20 protein-coding genes are annotated in these 17,062 nt (G+C 72.5%); 15 read left to right on the top strand and 5 right to left on the bottom strand.

The annotated features are described in order from the left end of the window. Positions 1-92: 92 nt before the first annotated feature. Both dapC and ABD292_RS23425 read left to right on the top strand, forming a co-directional pair. Positions 93-1,163 carry a succinyldiaminopimelate transaminase gene (gene dapC, locus ABD292_RS23430; RefSeq protein ID WP_344210651.1) on the top strand — a complete coding sequence of 357 codons (1,071 nt, stop codon included), beginning with the start codon at positions 93-95 and terminating at the stop codon, positions 1,161-1,163. A gap of 91 nt (positions 1,164-1,254) precedes the next feature. Further along, positions 1,255-1,977 (top strand): DUF4178 domain-containing protein, encoded by a 723-nt coding sequence (locus tag ABD292_RS23425; RefSeq protein WP_344210649.1) that lies wholly within the window; start codon positions 1,255-1,257, stop codon positions 1,975-1,977. Positions 1,978-2,029: 52 nt separating this feature from the next. Here the strand turns inward: ABD292_RS23425 and ABD292_RS23420 are convergent, their stop codons facing one another. Beyond that, the gene (locus ABD292_RS23420) at positions 2,030-2,845 is read right to left on the bottom strand and encodes a hypothetical protein (protein ID WP_344210647.1); all 816 of its coding nucleotides are present in this window, start codon (positions 2,843-2,845) and stop codon (positions 2,030-2,032) included. Between the two features lie 43 nt (positions 2,846-2,888). Here ABD292_RS23420 and ABD292_RS23415 point away from each other — a divergent pair, with 43 nt between their 5' ends. The 6 genes from ABD292_RS23415 to ABD292_RS23390 all read left to right on the top strand — a co-directional run bounded on the left by ABD292_RS23415 (position 2,889) and on the right by ABD292_RS23390 (position 7,699). Then, a complete protein-coding gene (locus tag ABD292_RS23415; protein ID WP_344210645.1) occupies positions 2,889-3,722 on the top strand; it encodes a 2,3,4,5-tetrahydropyridine-2,6-dicarboxylate N-succinyltransferase in 834 nt (277 codons plus the stop codon). Then, entirely contained in the window at positions 3,722-4,777 is a 1,056-nt protein-coding gene (dapE, locus tag ABD292_RS23410; protein WP_344210643.1) for a succinyl-diaminopimelate desuccinylase, read from the top strand. The genes ABD292_RS23415 and dapE overlap by 1 nt, the downstream gene beginning before the upstream one ends. Positions 4,778-4,974: 197 nt before the next feature. After that, a complete protein-coding gene (locus ABD292_RS23405) occupies positions 4,975-5,772 on the top strand; it encodes an LOG family protein (protein ID WP_344210641.1) in 798 nt (265 codons plus the stop codon). Positions 5,773-5,783: 11 nt separating this feature from the next. Then, complete coding sequence (locus ABD292_RS23400; RefSeq protein ID WP_344210639.1) at positions 5,784-6,368, top strand: LOG family protein; 585 nt, start codon at positions 5,784-5,786, stop codon at positions 6,366-6,368. A 111-nt stretch (positions 6,369-6,479) separates the two neighbouring features. Then, positions 6,480-7,145, top strand: a complete 666-nt coding sequence (locus ABD292_RS23395; protein ID WP_344210637.1) for a hypothetical protein — start codon at positions 6,480-6,482, stop codon at positions 7,143-7,145. Then, positions 7,142-7,699 (top strand): DNA-3-methyladenine glycosylase I, encoded by a 558-nt coding sequence (locus ABD292_RS23390; RefSeq protein ID WP_344210635.1) that lies wholly within the window; start codon positions 7,142-7,144, stop codon positions 7,697-7,699. Before ABD292_RS23395 ends, ABD292_RS23390 begins: the two co-directional genes overlap by 4 nt. Here the strand turns inward: ABD292_RS23390 and ABD292_RS23385 are convergent. Then, entirely contained in the window at positions 7,686-8,462 is a 777-nt protein-coding gene (locus ABD292_RS23385; protein ID WP_344210633.1) for an enoyl-CoA hydratase-related protein, read from the bottom strand. The two genes, ABD292_RS23390 and ABD292_RS23385, sit on opposite strands and share 14 nt — an antisense overlap. Continuing rightward, positions 8,459-9,235, bottom strand: coding sequence for a PaaX family transcriptional regulator (locus ABD292_RS23380; RefSeq protein ID WP_344210631.1), 777 nt, complete (start codon positions 9,233-9,235; stop codon positions 8,459-8,461). The genes ABD292_RS23385 and ABD292_RS23380 overlap by 4 nt, the downstream gene beginning before the upstream one ends. Before the next feature lie 181 nt (positions 9,236-9,416). Between ABD292_RS23380 and ABD292_RS23375 the strand changes: the two genes are divergently transcribed. Together ABD292_RS23375 and ABD292_RS23370 are read left to right on the top strand one after the other, a co-directional pair. Continuing rightward, positions 9,417-9,584, top strand: a complete 168-nt coding sequence (locus ABD292_RS23375; protein ID WP_020545024.1) for a DUF3117 domain-containing protein — start codon at positions 9,417-9,419, stop codon at positions 9,582-9,584. Positions 9,585-9,673: 89 nt separating this feature from the next. Next, positions 9,674-11,083, top strand: a complete 1,410-nt coding sequence (locus ABD292_RS23370) for a leucyl aminopeptidase (protein ID WP_344210629.1) — start codon at positions 9,674-9,676, stop codon at positions 11,081-11,083. A 42-nt stretch (positions 11,084-11,125) separates the two neighbouring features. Here ABD292_RS23370 and ABD292_RS23365 read toward each other — a convergent pair whose 3' ends face one another. Beyond that, positions 11,126-11,764, bottom strand: a complete 639-nt coding sequence (locus tag ABD292_RS23365) for an O-methyltransferase (protein WP_344210627.1) — start codon at positions 11,762-11,764, stop codon at positions 11,126-11,128. A 173-nt stretch (positions 11,765-11,937) separates the two neighbouring features. Here ABD292_RS23365 and sigE point away from each other — a divergent pair, with 173 nt between their 5' ends. The 5 genes from sigE to ABD292_RS23340 all read left to right on the top strand — a co-directional run bounded on the left by sigE (position 11,938) and on the right by ABD292_RS23340 (position 16,050). Next, entirely contained in the window at positions 11,938-12,570 is a 633-nt protein-coding gene (sigE, locus tag ABD292_RS23360) for an RNA polymerase sigma factor SigE (RefSeq protein WP_329590055.1), read from the top strand. Position 12,571: 1 nt separating this feature from the next. After that, positions 12,572-13,093 (top strand): anti-sigma factor family protein, encoded by a 522-nt coding sequence (locus ABD292_RS23355; RefSeq protein WP_344210625.1) that lies wholly within the window; start codon positions 12,572-12,574, stop codon positions 13,091-13,093. A gap of 141 nt (positions 13,094-13,234) precedes the next feature. Next, positions 13,235-15,184 carry a trypsin-like peptidase domain-containing protein gene (locus ABD292_RS23350; RefSeq protein ID WP_344210623.1) on the top strand — a complete coding sequence of 650 codons (1,950 nt, stop codon included), beginning with the start codon at positions 13,235-13,237 and terminating at the stop codon, positions 15,182-15,184. Positions 15,185-15,307: 123 nt separating this feature from the next. Continuing rightward, entirely contained in the window at positions 15,308-15,670 is a 363-nt protein-coding gene (locus ABD292_RS23345; RefSeq protein ID WP_329590060.1) for a sec-independent translocase, read from the top strand. Beyond that, entirely contained in the window at positions 15,670-16,050 is a 381-nt protein-coding gene (locus ABD292_RS23340) for a hypothetical protein (RefSeq protein WP_344210618.1), read from the top strand. Before ABD292_RS23345 ends, ABD292_RS23340 begins: the two co-directional genes overlap by 1 nt. Here the strand turns inward: ABD292_RS23340 and ABD292_RS23335 are convergent. Beyond that, positions 16,034-17,002, bottom strand: coding sequence for an EamA family transporter (locus ABD292_RS23335; protein WP_344210616.1), 969 nt, complete (start codon positions 17,000-17,002; stop codon positions 16,034-16,036). The two genes, ABD292_RS23340 and ABD292_RS23335, sit on opposite strands and share 17 nt — an antisense overlap. Positions 17,003-17,062 lie beyond the last annotated feature (60 nt).

Below are 17,062 nucleotides of genomic sequence, written 5' to 3'. Positions count from 1 at the left end.
GTCGGGCACGGGGGCATCCACGTCTGGATGCGCCCCGTCCGCGTGGCGTGCCCGCGCACGCGCCGTACGGCAGAGCGACACCCTGGAGCACCGTGAACAACCTGCCTGACTTTCCCTGGGACCGGCTGGAGCCGTACAAAGAGCGCGCGCTCGCTCATCCCGACGGCATCGTCGACCTCTCGGTCGGCACGCCGGTCGATCCCGTGCCCGAGATCGTCCGGCAGGCGCTGACCGGGGCCGCCGACAGCCCCGGCTATCCCTTGACGCACGGCACCAAGGCGCTGCGCGAGGCGGCGGCCGGCTGGCTGCGCCGCCGGCACGGCGTCGAGGTCGGCCAGCGTGACGTGCTCCCGCTGATCGGCTCCAAGGAGTTCGTCGCCTGGCTGCCCACCTATCTGGGCGCGCGCAGGGTGGTCTTCCCCGAGCTGGCCTATCCCACCTACGACGTGGGCGCGCGGCTCGCGGGGGCGGAGGGCACGGCCTCCGACAGCACGCTCGCGCTCGGCCCCGAGCGCGTCGACCTCGTCTGGGTCAACTCGCCCGGCAACCCGACGGGCCGGGTGCTGCCCGCCGAGCACCTGCGCAAGGTGGTGGCCTGGGCGCGCGAGCGCGGCGCGGTCGTCGCCTCCGACGAGTGCTACATCGAGCTCGGCTGGGAGGAGGAGCCGATCTCCATCCTCCACCCCGACATCTGCGGCGGCTCCCACGAGGGGCTGCTCGCCGTCCACTCGCTCTCCAAGCGCTCCAACCTGGCGGGCTACCGCGCCGGGTTCGTGACCGGCGACCCCGCCCTGGTCAAGCGGCTGCTGGAGATCCGCAAGCACGCCGGCATGCTCATGCCCGCCCCGGTCCAGGCCGCGATGACGGCCGCCTTCGAGGACGACGCCCACGCCGACGCCCAGCGCGAGCGCTACGCCGCCCGCCGCGCCCTGCTCCGCCCCGCCCTGGAGAAGGCCGGCTGGCACATCGACCATTCGACCGCAGGGCTGTACTTCTGGGCATCCAACGGGCAGAACGCATGGGACCAGGTACGAAAGCTTTCCGAAATAGGGATTTTGGTCGCGCCGGGCGAGTTCTACGGATCGGCAGGTGAGCGGCACATCCGCATCGCCGTCACCGCCACCGACGAACGCATCAGTGCGGCGGTGCGCCGCCTCCAGTAGGATCGCGCGTCAGAGCAAACCGTGAGGTTTGGCACGCATAAATCGATAAGGGCTTATGCCGAGGCAGACCGCGAGTGGAGCGAGCTGATCGATGAGCATGACCTCCATGGTCGTTCTCGGGCTGAGCATCGCCCTCGTCCTGCTCCTGCTCGGAGCCTTCCTGGCGACGTTGCGGCAAGACAGGAGAGGCCGCGCGGGCACGCCGCCGCCGGCGGCCGGGTCCGCGCGCGCGGAGAGCCCGATGCCGGCCCCGACGAGCGGGCCCGTGAGCGCGCCCGTCCCCGCGTCCGCCGCCATGCCCCCGAACGTGCCCTCCAGCGTCCCCCGTCAGGTCGGCGCCGACTACACCGACCCCCGCACCCTCCGGGTGGGCGACAAGATCGACGTCCAGGGCTCGGTCGCGCGAGTGCTCGGCGCCCTGCACATCTCCGGCCAGGGCCAGCAGTGGACGGAGTTCCTGCTGCGCGACAGCGCGCGACGACGGCAGTGGCTGTCGGTCGAGGTCCGCGCCGGCGACCCGCCGCACCTGGTGGTGCTGCTCTGGACCGAGGTGCCCACCCAGGGCATGGTCCCCGCCAAGCACATGCTCATCATGGAGGGCGTGGAGTTCTTCCCCGTCGAGCGGGGCACGGCCGCCTTCCGCAGCGAGGGCGACACGGGCAACCCCGACCGGGGCCTGCTCGACTTCGCCGACTACCGCGCGGGCGACGGCCGGCTGCTCTCCTTCGAGCGCATCCAGGGCCAGTCCTGGACCGCCAGCTACGCCCAGCCCCTCCCGCCCGGCTCCATCTCCGTCATCCGCCGTGCCTCCTGACGCGCCGCAATCTCGCGGGAATTGCGCGCAATCACCGTAGTGGGGCGCGGGTTCAGGACAGCTCGACCTTGCCGGTGCCCGACCCGTCGCCGGTGCGCCATCCCTTGGCCTCCAGGTCGTTCGACCAGGACGCACCCGCGTAGCGCACCCGGCTCAGGCCGTACTTCTCGGCGTGGGCCACCGACCAGGCGGCCACCAGCCACCCCCGCCTGCGCGAGGTGATCGTCGTGCTGCCGAGGGCGCGGGCGAGCTGCTTGCGCGCCTCCTCCGTGCGCGGCGCAGGGGCCGGGGTCCGGCCGCCCGACGGATACCAGCAGTGCACCGACTCGGGCACGCGCCCCGTGAACGCCGCCGCGAGGGCCTTCGCCTGCTCCTCGTGGGGCGCGTAGGCGTAGCCGCCCGCCGAGCGCTGCACCGCCTGCGCCGCCTCCGCCAGCGGGATCTTCCGGTAGTTCTTCACCTTGACCAGCGCGGCGAAGAACCGGTTGGTGGCGTAGACCGGGTCCATGATCTGCTTCTTCGTGCCCCAGCCCTGCGACTCGCGCTGCTGGAACACGCCCACCGAGTCGCGGTCGCCGTAGTCGAGGTTGTAGAGCTTCGACTCCTGGATCGCGGTGGCGTAGGCGATGACCACGGCCCGCTCGGGCAGCTTCCTGCGCGCCGCGACGGCGGCGATCGTGGCGGCGATCTGCGCCTGCTCGGGATCGAGGGCGAGGTCGAACCCCAGAGCGCGCACGCTGCAGTGGGCCGCCACGGGCTCGGCCAGGTGAGGGGTCCTCTTCAGCAGGTGGTAGAGCCCCACGGAGATGCCGACGGCGAGGACGACCACGATGATCACGATGGTGATGACCTCACGGGAGAACCGCATGCGCACCCTGAAGAACCTACCCGTACGGATAAGCTCCGTGCCCATGAGTGACGCGAGCACCTCCTCACCGATAGCCCCGGTCATCGACGAGCTCTGGGAGCGCCGCGCGGAGCTGTCACCGCAGGACGACGAGGCCCGCCACCTGGTGATCGGCGCGGTGGACCTGCTCGACGCCGGGGTGGCCCGCACCGCCCGGCTGGTGGACGGCGAGCTGGAGGTCGACGAGCGGGCCAGGAGGGCGATCCTGCTCGCCTTCAAGCTGCTCGGCATGGCCCGCTCCCAGGTGGGCGACTTCCACCATCAGGACCGCGTCCCGCTGAAGAACTCCTTCGAGGGCGTGCGCGTGGTGCCCGGCGCGATCGCCCGCTGGGGGTCCTACCTGGCGCCCGGGGTGGTGCTGATGCCGTCGTTCACCAACATCGGCGCGTACGTGGACGAGAACACGATGGTCGACACCTGGGCCACCGTCGGCTCCTGCGCCCAGATCGGCAAGAACGTGCACCTGTCCGGCGGGGTGGGCGTCGGCGGCGTGCTGGAGCCGCCCAACGCGGTGCCGGTCGTGGTCGAGGACGACGCGCTCGTGGGCAGCCGCGCGATGCTCGTCGAGGGCGCCAGGGTCGGCAGGGGCGCGGTGGTGGGCGCCGGGGTGATCCTGTCCGCCTCGATCCCCGTGATAGACGTGGAGACCGGCGAGGAGCTGACGCGGGGCCGGATCCCCGACTGGTGCGTGGCCGTGAGCGGCACGCGGCAGCGGGAGTTCCCCGGAGGCACGTTCGGGCTGCCGTGCGTGCTGGTGATCAAGCGGCTGGAGCCGGGGCAGCGGCACGACAAGGCGGCGCTCAACGAGGTGCTGCGGGAACACGGGGTGAACACCTGATGCTGGACCTGACCCAGGACGTACGCGCGCTCACCGCCGCGATCGTGGACATCGAGTCGGTGAGCGGCGCCGAGCGCGCCCTGGCCGACGCCGTCGAGCGGGCGCTGGCCGCGCTGCCGTACCTGAAGGTGGAGCGTTCCGGCGAGACCGTCGTCGCCCGCACCGAGCTCGGCCGCGGCGAGCGCGTGCTGATCGCCGGCCACCTCGACACCGTCCCGGTCGCGGGCAACCTGCCGAGCCGGGTCGAGGGCGACCTGCTGTACGGGTGCGGCACCTCCGACATGAAGGCCGGCGTGGCGGTCGCGCTCCGGCTGGCCGCCACCGTGCCCGCCCCCAACAGGGACGTCACCTACGTCTTCTACGACTGCGAGGAGATCGAGGCCGAGCGCAACGGCCTCACCCGCGTCGCGAGGGAGCACCCCGACTGGCTGCTCGCCGACTTCGCGGTGCTGATGGAGCCGACCGACGGCGTGATCGAGGGCGGCTGCCAGGGCACGCTGCGCGCCGAGGTCGCGGTGACCGGCAAGCGCGCCCACAGCGCGCGCTCGTGGTTCGGGGTCAACGCCATCCACGGGATCGAGCCGGTGCTCGCCCGGCTCAACGCCTACGAGGCCCGCCGGCCGGTGGTCGACGGGCTGGAGTACCACGAGGGGCTCAACGCGGTCGGCGTCACCGGCGGCGTCGCGGGCAACGTCATCCCCGACCGGTGCGTGGTCACCGTCAACTACCGTTTCGCCCCCGACCTGACCGTCGAGCAGGCCGAGCAGCACGTACGCGAGGTGTTCGACGGCTTCGAGGTGACCTTCACCGACGCGGCGCCTGCGGCCCGGCCGGGGCTGACGCATCCGGTGGCGGCGGCGTTCGCCGCGGCCGTGGGCGGCACGCCGCGGGCCAAGCTGGGCTGGACGGACGTCGCCCGCTTCTCCGCGCTCGGCGTCCCCGCCGTGAACTACGGCCCCGGCGATCCCAACCTGGCGCACCAGCAGGGGGAGTACGTGTCGCTGCCGAAGATCGTGGAGGGCGAGCGCGCGATGCGGGACTGGCTCACCAAATGAAAGTGGCCTTCCTCGCCGGCCATTTGGCGGGGAAGACCACTTTCAGTCCCGAGCAGCACCCTCGCCAGTTAGACGCGAGGGAGCCGAAATCCGGTTCCCCGCCTCCAAAGTTTTTTTCGATTCCCGTAACCACCCCGCCACCTGGGCTTTCGCCGTCAGGCCGCGAACCGCGCGGGAGAAGGGCTAGCGTGATCCGCATGGAACAGAACCGTCGGGAGCGCCGTCAGGGCCAGGCCGTCGTCCGCGGCAGCCTGGTGCCCAGCTCCACCCATGACCAGCGGCTGCTGGCCCGCCAGGGCTCCTCCGACTGGGTGCACATGGACCCGTGGCGGGTCATGCGCATCCAGGCCGAGTTCGTGGAGGGCTTCGGCCAGCTCGCCGAGCTGCCGCCCGCCGTCACCGTGTTCGGCTCGGCCCGCACGCCCGGCGACTCCGCCGACTACAGCACGGGCCGGGCGCTCGGCCGGGCGCTGGCCGAGGCCGGCTACGCCGTCATCACCGGCGGCGGACCCGGCGTGATGGAGGCGGCCAACCGCGGGGCGCGCGACGTGGAGGGCGCGATCTCGGTCGGGCTCGGCATCGAGCTGCCGTTCGAGCAGCGCATGAACGACTTCGTGGACCTCGGCATCGAGTTCCGCTACTTCTTCGTGCGCAAGACCATGTTCGTGAAGTACTCCTGCGGCTTCATCGCCCTGCCCGGCGGCTTCGGCACCCTGGACGAGCTGTTCGAGGCGCTGACGCTGGTGCAGACGCACAAGGTCACCTCGTTCCCCGTCGTGCTGGTGGGCAGCGAGTTCTGGGGCGGCCTGCTCGACTGGGTCAAGAGCAGCCTGCTCGGCACCGGCAAGATCGCCTCGAAGGACCTCGACCTCATCACCGTCACCGACGACGTCGACGAGGCCGTACGCATCATCGTGGAGTCCGACCGGGCCCGCAGCAGGCAGCGTCAGGAGGAGATCGAGGCCGCCGCCGGCCACCACGCCGAGCCGCAATAGGCTTCCGCGACGTGAACATCTGCGTCTTCTGCGCCTCCAGCCTGCACATCGACAGGAAATACCTCGACCTGGCCGCCCGCGTCGGCGCCGAGCTCGGCCGGCGCGGCCATACGCTCGTCAGCGGCGGCGGATCGATCTCCTGCATGGGCGCGGTCACCTCGGCGGCCCGCGCGGCCGGCGGGCGCACGGTCGGCGTGATCCCGCAGGTGCTGGTCGACATGGAGGTGGCCGACGAGGAGTCGCACGAGCTGATCGTCACCGGCGACATGCGCGAGCGCAAGGGCGTCATGGACGCCCGCTCCGACGCGTTCCTGGTGCTGCCGGGCGGCATCGGCACGCTGGAGGAGCTGTTCGAGATCTGGACCGCGCGGGTGCTGGGCATGCACGACAAGCCCCTCGTGGTGCTCGACCCCTGGGGCCTTTACGACCCGCTCAAGCGGCTCATGCACCACCTCTACGACGAGGGCTTCACCCGGCCCGAGGTGTTCGACGCGATCTCGTGGACGACGACCGTAGAGGAGGCGTTCGCCCGGCTGGAGGCCCGCCCCCAGCCGGTCCGGCCGAGCGTCGCCGAGCTGGGCGAGGCCACCCCCTGATCGGGCCCCTGATCGGGGCCCGCCCCGCTGACCAGGACGGTCGTGCCCGAAGCGGCACCTGCCGCGGCAAGTGCGGACCTCATGCCCCGATGGTATGAGTACGATGCCAATGTGCTGGTCATACTCGCCATCGCCGCCATCGCCATTCTGGCCTGCGTGGTCGTGGTCTCCCTCGGCCGGGGCGGTGAGCTGACCGAGTTCCCGCCGGACGTGCCTCCGCTCGGCCTGCCCGAGCCGGGACAGCTCACGGCGGTCGACTTCATGGCGCTCCAACTGCCGGTCAACCTGGTCGGCTACCACACGGCGAGCGTCGATGAGGCCCTGCGCCGCGCGGCCACCGCGCTCAGCGAGCGCGACACCAGGATCGCCGTGCTGGAGCAGCGCGTCTCCGAGCTGCTGTCCAGCCGGCTGTACGCGCGCCAGGAGGTCTACGCCTCGCCGGGCGCCGGGCTGCGGACCGAGCACGAGCCCGAGGCGCCGGCCGTGGACAGGGAGCTGCCGGAGTCCGGCGATCCCGTCACGTCGAGCGGCGCGTCGGTGTCGTGGGACGGCGGGGCCGAGCTCCAGCACCCGCCCGAGGACCCCGAGTGGCGGCTGCCCGCCGACGACGAGCCGGGGAACGACGAGCCGGAGAAGGACTTCGCCGAGAAGGACCAGGCGGAGAAGGGCGAGCTGGAGCCGGACGCGCCGGAGAAGGAAGGCGCGGAAGACGGGGAGCCGGCGCGGGCCGCGCGGGTCAAGGACGCCAAGGACGCCGACGGGGACGACCGGAAGTGACCGAGCTGATCCGCTGCACCTGGGCCGGCATGTCCGACCCGATGTACCTCGCCTACCACGACGAGGAGTGGGGCCGCCCGGTGAGGGGCGACGACGCGGTGTTCGAGCGTGTCGCGCTGGAGGCGTTCCAGTCCGGCCTGTCCTGGCTGACCATCCTGCGCAAGCGCGAGAACTTCCGCGCCGCCTTCGACGGCTTCTCCATCCCGAAGGTCGCCGCCTACACCGAGCAGGACGTCGAACGGCTGCTCGGCGACGCCGGCATCGTCCGCAACCGCGCCAAGATCGAGGCGGCCATCAGCAACGCGAGAGCCGCCCAGGACCTCCCCGTCGGCCTGTCGGAGCTGGTGTGGCGGCACGCCGACCCCGACTCGCCGGTGCCGAGGACGATGGCCGACGTCCCCGCCGTCACCCCCGGCTCCAAGGCGCTGGCCAAGGAGCTGAAGCGGCACGGCTTCAGGTTCGTCGGCCCCACCACGGCCTACGCGCTCATGCAGGCGATCGGCCTGGTCAACGACCATCTCGCGGACTGCGTGGCGCGCGTCACTCGCCCGTGAAGGCCGGGCGCTGCTTGGCGAGGAAGGCCCGGGTCGCCTCGCGATGGTCGCGGGTGGCCGCGCACTCGTCCTGAAGGTCGGCCTCCAGGGCGAGCGCGTCCGGCAGCGCGTGCGTGGCGGCGTGGGCGAGGGCCCGCTTGGTGGCCGCGTACGCCACCGTCGGCCCCTGCGCCAGCCGCGCCGCCAGCTCGTACGCGGTCTTCAGCACGTCGTCGGCGGGCACCACCCGCGTGACCAGCCCCAGCTCCAGGGCGCGGGCGGCGTCCAGCGGCTCGCCGAGCAGCAGCAGCTCGGCGGCCCGGCCGAGTCCGACGAGGCGCTGCAGCGTCCACGACGCGCCGGAGTCGGGGGCGAGGCCGATGCCCGTGAAGGCGAGCGCGAACTTCGCCTTCTCCGAGGCCACCCGCAGGTCGCAGGCGAAGGCGAGCGACGCCCCCGCGCCCGCCGCGACCCCGTTGACGGCGGCCACGACCGGCTTCGGCATGGTGGTCAGCAGCTCGACGACCGGGTTGTAGTGGAGGCGTACGGTGTCGTCGAGGCCGCGTCCCGCCTCCAGGTTGCCGGCGTGCTCGCGCAGGTCCTGGCCCGCGCAGAAGGCCCGGCCCGCGCCCGTCAGCAGCACGGCGCGGATCGCGCGGTCGTCCGCGGCGCGCCGCAGCGCGTCGAGCAGCGCCACTTTGAGCTCGGTGGTGAGCGAGTTCATCGCGTCGGGGCGGTCGAGGGTGATGGTGGCGACGGCGTCGGCCACGTCGTAGCGGATCAAGGCAACTCCCTGTCGACGAACGCGGTGGCTGCGGGCAGCAGCCTGGCGGCCTCCTGCTCGAAGTAGGCCCTGGCCTTCTCACCTGGCCAGCCGGCCGGCAGCAGCTCGCCCGGCAGGCCGGGGTCGCGGAACAGGAAGTTCCGCCAGCCGTGGACGAGCCTGCTGCGGGCGGCGAAGACCTGGTCGTCCGGGGCCGACCCGGGCAGCGTGCTGATCAGCGTGACAGCCTCGGCGAGCCATTGCTCGTACGCCTCGCCGATGGCGTCCAGATCCCAGGCCCGCGCCACCAGCTCGCGCGGGTCGCCGTCGAGCGCGGCCTCGAACCGGTCGGCCCGCACGCCCTCGCCCTCCAGCAGGGCGTCCAGCTCGCCGGCGTGGCGTGGACCGATCCAGGTCGTCTCCGACAGAGCGGCGTAGCCGAGGAAGGTGAGGTCGGCCCGCAGCCGCTCCCTGCGCGGGCGTTCCCTGACCGGCTCGAGGACGACGACATGCCAGCGGCCCGCCCAGGGAGGGGTCCCGGCTCGGTAAATTCTCACGGCCGCCTCATCGAGCCGGCGCACGCACTTGGGCGTCAGGCCGTAGCCGGGCCCCTGCGGCAGCCTGACCGGACGCAGCCAGCCCTGGCGCACCATCCGGGAGACCGCCGTGCGGACGGCGGGAGCCGCGATTTCCAGGGGTTTCATGAGCCTGACGAGCGCGGCGACGGACGCCTCTCCGCCTCGCCGGCGCAGGTGGTCCCCGTAGAGATCGAACAGAGCGGCGCGAGCGTGCACGCAGTCCAGTTTGGCCGTCTTCGCACGCCCCGACAACGCATTCTGGGAGGAGATCGTTACCCATGAGCGCTCTCGATGCGGGAGAATAGGACATCACAGAAGACGTGAATGCGCCGACCACCCCTCCTGGGAGGTCGGAAATCGCGGGCCGCGGGAGCCCAAGGCAGGAAGGGATGCACGCATGGCGGCGATGAAGCCGCGGACCGGCGATGGTCCGCTCGAGGTCACCAAGGAAGGGCGCGGCATAGTCATGCGGGTCCCTCTCGAAGGTGGCGGCCGGCTCGTCGTGGAGATCTCCGCCGACGAGGCCAAGGCCCTCGGTGAGGCGTTGAAGAACGTCGTCGGCTGAGCGCTCCCGAGAGACAACCTGTTTCACGACCCTGGCGCGTACCCGGCTGAACCGGCGCCAGGGTCGCTGACGTTTGAGGAGAATTTCCCGTGCCCATTGAGACCACTGCCGCGGTGGTCGCCGAGGTGCCCGCCGACGCCGAGCTGCTGGCGATCCCGTACGCCTCCGACCTCGCTCCCGCGCACGACGTGGAGCTGCACCTGCCCGTACGCGACCTGCTGGCCCACTACGAGGCGAAGGGGGAGGCCGGGGAGATCGTGGAGGTGCCCGTGGCCCGCGCGGGGGGCGTGGGCCGAGTGCTGTTCTACGGCGTCGGCGACGGCAAGCCGGCCGCGCTGCGCAGGGCGGGCGCCGCGCTCGCCCGCCGGGCCAAGGGCAAGGACACCCTGACCGTGGTGCCGCCGGACGGGGAGATCACCGCGTTCGCCGAGGCGGCGCTGCTGGCCGCCTACACCTTCCGCATCGGCGACGCCGGGCGCAGGGCCGTGGCGCGGCTGGTGTTCGCCGGGGCCGACCAGGCGGCACTGGAGCGGGCGGAGGTCACGGCGCGGGCGGTGGCGCTGGCGCGCGACCTCGCCAACACGCCCTCCTCGGTCAAGAACCCCGCCTGGCTCGCCGAGCGGGCCGCCGAGACCGGCCTGCCGGTGCGGGTGTGGGACGAGGAGCAGCTGCGGGCCGAGGGCTTCGGCGGCATCCTCGCCGTCGGGCAGGGCTCGGTCAGCCCGCCGCGCCTCATCCAGCTCTCCTACACCCCCGAGCAGCCCGCGGAGCGGCACGTGGTGCTGGTCGGCAAGGGCATCACGTTCGACTCGGGCGGCCTGTCGCTCAAGCCGACCGAGAACATGAAGACCCAGAAGACCGACATGGCGGGCGGGGCGGTCGTCATCGCGGTGCTGCGCGCCCTCGCCGAGCTGAAGGCCCCGGTGCGGGTCACCGGGTTGGTCGCCGCCGCCGAGAACATGCCCTCCGGCACCGCGCAGCGGCCCACCGACGTCATCACCCACTACGGCGGCCGCACGGTCGAGGTGCTCAACACCGACGCGGAGGGCCGGCTCGTGCTGGCCGACGCCCTCGCCTACGCCGACGCCGAGCTCGACCCCGACGCGGTGGTGGACATCGCCACCCTCACCGGGGCCATCAGCGTGGCGCTCGGCCGCAGCGTCGGCGCCGTCTACGCCTCCGACGACGACCTGGCCGGGCGGCTCGTCGCGGCCGGGCAGGCGAGCGACGACCGGCTGTGGCGGATGCCGCTCATCGACGAGTACGCCCCCGCGCTGGAGTCGTCCGTCGCCGACCTCGCCAACGTCGAGGCGGGCTCGCGCTTCGGGGCGGGCTCGATCACGGCGGCGCTGTTCCTGCGGGAGTTCGCGGGCAAGCGGCCGTGGGCGCACCTCGACATCGCCGGGGTCGGCCGCAGCACCGTGGACGAGGGCACGCTCAGCAAGGGCGCCACCGGGTTCGGCGTCCGCGTCCTGCTGGAGTGGCTCACCCGGGGGTGAGCCGCCGCCCTACGCCGACTCACCCGGGGGTGAGCCGCCGCCCTATGCCGACACCTTGACGGCGGCCAGCAGGCCGTCGCCGAGGGGCATGAGCACCGAGCGCAGCCGTTCGTCCGACTGCACCAGCTTGCCGAGCTCGCGCAGCGCGACCGTGTCGGGGTCGCGCTGCGACGGGTCGGCCACGCGGTTGTGCCACAGCATGTTGTCGAAGGCCACGATGCCGCCCACGCGCAGCAGGCGGACGGCCTCGGCCAGATAGTCGGCGTACTCCTGCTTCGCGCCGTCGGCGAAGACCATGTCGTAGCCGCCGTCGGACAGGCGGGGCAGCACGTCGAGCGCCCGACCGGAGATCAGCCGCACCCGCGCGCCGGAGAACCCGGCCTCCGCGTACGCCTGCCGGGCCAGGCGCTGGTGCTCGGGCTCGACGTCCACGCTGGTCAGCGTGCCGTCGGCGCGCATGCCGCGCAGCAGCCACAGCCCCGAGACGCCGCAGCCCGTGCCGATCTCCACCACCGCCTTGGCGTTGACCGCGGTGGCGAGGAAGCACAGCGCCGCGCCCGCGCCGGGAAGGACGGGCACGGCCCCCATCTCCAGCCCGCGCTGCCGCGCCGCGTGCAGGATCTCATCCTCCTGATGAAACTGCTCCGCATAGGCCAGAGTGGCCTCCACCTGATCGGTCATCGGCCGCCTCCCCCCACTTTCGTGCGATGTGTCCGCGTGATTGGCACCGATCGCAGCCTAGGGGAGACACGCCGGGACGGGAACTCAGGAGGGTCCCGAGGCGTTGCAGGTTTAAACGGGCTTTGCCGGTCCGGAAGGCAGGCAGTGCGCACGAAGGGACGAAACCAGGCACTATGGCGATAGCGGTGGTCCCAGAGAGAGGAGTTCTGGTGGACGAGAGCGACCACCAGACGGATGCTCCCGTGTCGTCTGACTGGACGCCTCCCACATGGGAGGAAGTCGTGCGGACGCACTCCGCGCGCGTGTACCGGCTCGCGTACCGGCTGACCGGCAACGTCCACGACGCCGAGGACCTCACGCAGGAGGTCTTCGTCCGGGTCTTCAGGTCGTTGTCCAGCTACACCCCCGGCACGTTCGAGGGGTGGCTGCACCGGATCACGACCAACCTGTTCCTCGACATGGCGCGGCGCAAGCAGCGCATCAGGTTCGAGGGGCTGGCCGACGACGCCGCCGAGCGGCTGCGCGGCCGGGAGCCGTCGCCGGCGCAGGCGTTCGACGACGCCCATCTGGAGCCCGACATCCAGGCCGCACTCGACGCGCTCGCGCCCGAGTTCCGTGCCGCGATCGTGCTCTGCGACATCGAGGGGCTCTCCTACGAGGAGATCGCCAAAACGCTCGGCGTCAAGCTGGGCACGGTCCGCAGCCGCATCCACCGTGGTCGGGCGCAGTTGCGGGAGGCCCTCGACCACCGGGCCCCCCGTGCCAACCAACTCCCCCCGTCCGTGATCCCTGGGGAGGAAGTCTGATATGGCTCATCTTGGAGAACGCGTTTCCGCGCTGGTCGACGGCGAACTCGGCCACCACGAGCGCGAGCGCGCGCTCGCGCACCTGACCTTCTGCGCCGACTGCAGGGCGGAGGTCGAGTCCGTACGCGCGCTGAAGGCGCGGCTGCGCTCGCTGGAGAGCCCGGCGATGCCGGCCGACCTCACGATGTCCCTGCTCCGCATGGCGGAGCCGGGCGGTCCGCTGCCGCCGAGGGAGCGCCCTTTTCCTACCCGTACCTTCGGGGGTGTGCCCATCCCGGGCCCGCACAGCATCGCCCCGCTGGACAACCGGCCCCGCAGGGACGCCACTGGAGGGGCTTCGGGCCCCGGCCGTGGCGGTAGGCGGCGCTCGGCGTACGTCGCGGTGAGCGTGGTCTCGGCCGCCGTGGCGCTCGGCACCTTCTTCGCCGTCTCCGGCGCGGGTCAGGAGACCCCGACGCCGCCGGTCGAGCTGTACAAGTTGCAGCACTCGCCGACGGGCGCTCCGTCGGTCCACACTCCCTGAGGTTCCGATATGCCGGAGATGGCCGAGGTTGGCGTAGCCGTGCATGGTACGGGCATACGATCTGGGTTCGGGTCCTTATAACCCTCGTATGTCGCAATGGCGACGATTGCGGCGGCCGAGCCAAGGAGTGGTGAGACTTAGATGACCGACGAGACGCCGCGCCCCACCGAAGGACGCACGCCGTCGGACTACCCCGAGTCACAGGGGCGGCCGGAGTTCCTGCCCGCCGACCACCCGGCCGAGTCGCCGGGCGGGCGCGCGGAACCCCCCGCCTCCTTCGGCGGCACCTCCTGGGGCGATCCGTCGGGCCGCGCCGCCGAGCCCGCGGGGGCGCCGCCGTACCAGCCGTCCTACGCGCCCTACGGCGGCTCGCCCGAGTCGTCGGGGGAGCAGCGGGGCGGGAGCGGGCCGTCGTACGCGCCCGGCTTCGGCGCGCCCGGCGGCGGCCAGGACAACGGCACCCGCCAGTACGAGAGCCCCGGCTTCGGGCGGCCCGACGGTGGCCCGCCGTCCGGCGACAACCCCTACGGCGACGGGGCGTCCGATGACCGGCCGCTCGCCGACACCATCAGCGGCCCGTCGTTCGCCGGCCCGTCCTCCTCGGCCCCGTCCTACGGCGGCGCTTCGTTCGAGAGCCCGTCGTCATCGGCGCCGTCGTTCGGCGGTGCGTCGTCCTCGACCCCGCCCTATGGTGGCGCGTCGTTCGAGAGCCCGTCCTCCTCGGCCCCGTCGTTCGGCGGCGCTTCGTTCGAGAGCCCGTCGTCCGGTGGCGCCTCGTTCGGGGGTCCGTCGTTCGAGGGCCCGTACTCCGCGGCCCCGCCGTTCGGCGGCCCGTCGTTCGGCGGTGCGCCGTACGGGCCCGGGACGCCGCCGCCTCCCCGGCAGGCGCTCGGGATGGGCGCGGGCTGGGCCCCGCCGCCCCTGGCCCACGGCGGGCCGGCGGGCGACCGGCGGCGCGGTCCCGGCACCGGCGGGCTGATCGCCATCGCCCTCGCCATCGCGCTGGTGGCCTCCGGCCTCGGCAGCGTCGGCACCTACCTGCTGACCAGGCCCAGCGGCTCGGCCGCCACGGACCCCTCCTACAGCCTCGGCCCCGTGCCCACCGGCGCGGCCAGCCGCGAGCCCGGCTCCATCGCGGGCGTCGCCGCGCGGGTGCTCCCCAGCGTGGTCTCCCTGGAGGTCGGCAACGGCTCCAACACCGAGGGCGCCACCGGCTCCGGCTTCCTGATCAAGAACGGCTACGTGGTGACCAACAACCACGTGGTCGCCCTGGCGGCCAACGGCGGCGAGATCAAGATCCAGTTCAACAACCGCAAGACCACCTCGGCCCGCATCGTCGGCCGCGACCCCGGCTCCGACCTGGCCGTGGTCAAGCCGGAGGAGACGTTCGGCACGCCGGAGATCACCCTCGGCAACTCCGACCAGGTGGTCGTGGGCGACCCGGTCATCGCGATCGGCTCGCCGCTCGGGCTCACGGGCACGGTCACGACGGGCATCGTCAGCTCGCTCAACCGCCCCGTCATCGCCGGCGACGAGACCGGCGGGGGCAGCGAGGAGACCGCGTACATCAGCGCCATCCAGACCGACGCCGCGATCAACCCCGGCAACTCGGGCGGCCCGCTGGTCAACAGCCGCGGCGAGGTCGTCGGCGTCAACTCGGCCATCGCCACGCTCAGCCGGTCGATCGGCGGCCAGAGCGGCAGCATCGGCCTGGGCTTCGCGATCCCGGTCAACCAGACGCGGCGGGTGGCCGAGGAGCTGATCAGCACCGGCCGGGCCAAGCGGCCGAAGATCGGCATCGTGCTGGAGAAGGACTACCGCGGCCAGGGCGTGAAGATCGCCACCGCGAGCGTGGGCGGCCAGCAGCCGGTGACCCCCGGCGGGCCCGCCGACAAGGCCGGGCTCCGGGCCGGTGACGTGATCCTGGAGATGGACGGCCTCGCCCTGCAGGACGGCAACGAGCTGATCGCGCTGATCCGCAGCAAGGCCCCCGGCTCGAAGATCAACATCAAGTACCAGCGCGCCGGGCAGGAACGCACGGCCACGCTGACGGTGGTGGCCGAGGACGGGCCGTCGCCGACGCCGTCCTGACGCCGATCCGAGGCCGTCCCGGGGCTGTCCTGAGCCCGGGCATCGTAGCGGTGCCCGGGAGCCCTTAGTCTGTGGATAGGCCGGGGTTGTCCTCGGAGGCGTTGACTGCGGTAGGAGCTCACGGTGTTCGGACTCGGGTGGGGGGAGATAGCGGCGCTGGTCGTCCTCGCGCTGCTGGTCTTCGGCCCCGACAAGCTGCCCCAGGCCGCCGCGCAGGCCGGCCGGACGCTGCGCAACCTGCGCCGCATGGCCAACAACGCGCGCGACGACCTGCGGGCCGGGCTGGGCCCGGAGTTCCAGAACTTCGACCCGGCCGACCTCAACCCGCGCACGTTCGTCCGCAAGCATCTCCTCGACGACATCGAGGACACCTGGAACGACAAGCCGAAGGAGCTGGACTCCGTCGCGGCCTCCTACTCGCCGGAGCCGGTCGTGGACGAGCTGGGCTACGGCGAGGTCCCGCCGTACGACTCCGAGGCCACCTGATGCCCGTGGAGCCCTCCCTGGCGCCCGGCGTCGAGGAGGGCGCGAAGAAGTCGGGCATCCTGTGGCTCGGCCTGGCCGACGGGCCCCGGCTGGCCTGGCACGTCTGGCACGACGGCGCGATCCATCTCGTGACGGGCGGCGAGGAGCAGAGCCTGCCCGGGCTCGACGCGCTCGACCGGGTCCACGTGACGCTGCGCAGCAAGGACAACGGCGCCAGGCTGGTGGAGTTCGACGCCGCGGTGTCGGCCGTCGACCAGGAGCGGGCCCCCGAGGCGGTGGCCGCGCTCGCCAAGGAGCGGCTCAACGCCCGCGACGCCGAGCACCTCGCCGAGCGGTGGGCCCGCGAGTGCGTCGTCGTCCGGCTCACCCCCGTGAGCTGACCCCGTCCAGGGACGCCAGCCCGGGCTCGCCGGGCTCCTCCGCCGGCCGCGCCGAGGCGGTCGCGGTCTGCGCGAGCAGCGCGCCGGCCAGCACGAGCAGCCCGCCGGTGATCTGGAACACGCCGAGGGTCTCGCCGACCAGCCCCCAGGCCACCAGGGCGCCGCCGATGACCTCAAGCGACGCGACCGTGGCCCCGACGGCGGCCGACAGCCGCCGCACCGCGTTGACGCCCAGGATGTACGCCACCACGGTCGCGACCAGCACCATCCACACGTACGCCCCCAGCACCGGCAGGCTCACCCCGCCCCCGGCCGGTGTGGTGGTGAGGGTGAAAGCGCTCCAGGGGATGTCCCAGGGCCGGGCGAAGGGCACCAGCACCACGGCCGCGCCCGCCATGCCCCAGGCGATGAGCCCGAGCGGGTCCACGTCGTCGCCGAAGCTGTCGCTCATGAGGAAGTAGCCCGCGCAGCAGGCCCCGGCCGCCAGCCCGAGCAGCAGGCCGAGCGCGTCGATCCGCATGCCCTGCCACGCCTCGACCACGATGGCGAGCCCGAGGACGGCCGCCACGGCGCCGACGTAGGCGGCGGGCGCCAGCCTGATCCTGCGCACCAGCCGCACCCAGGCCACGACCATCACCGGCGCCATGAACTCCAGCAGCAGGGCGATGCCCACCGGCAGCCGCGTGATGGCCACGAAGTAGAGCGACTGGACCCCGGCCACGGCCATGATCGCGTACAGGGCGAAGAACGGCATGCGGGAGCGGGGGATGCGCAGCGCCCGTGGCCGTACGATGGCCAGCACGGCGAGCAGCAGCAGCCCCGCGCCCGCCATCCGCGTCCACACCGCTTCGATCGGCGCCAGCCCTGCCGCGATCAGATATTTGGCCATGGGCCCCGAGAACGCGAAACAACACGAGGACACGAACGCGAGCGCCAGCCCCGCATATCTCATCGCAACACCATTCCCGCCTCGTAATTACCGTCAAGCAGGTTTGATCCTGACATGTCGCCC

It is taken from the genome of Nonomuraea bangladeshensis (assembly GCF_039529455.1).
GTDB classification, from domain to species: Bacteria; Actinomycetota; Actinomycetes; order Streptosporangiales; family Streptosporangiaceae; genus Nonomuraea; species Nonomuraea bangladeshensis.
This window is presented reverse-complemented; position numbering and strand designations above follow the sequence as displayed.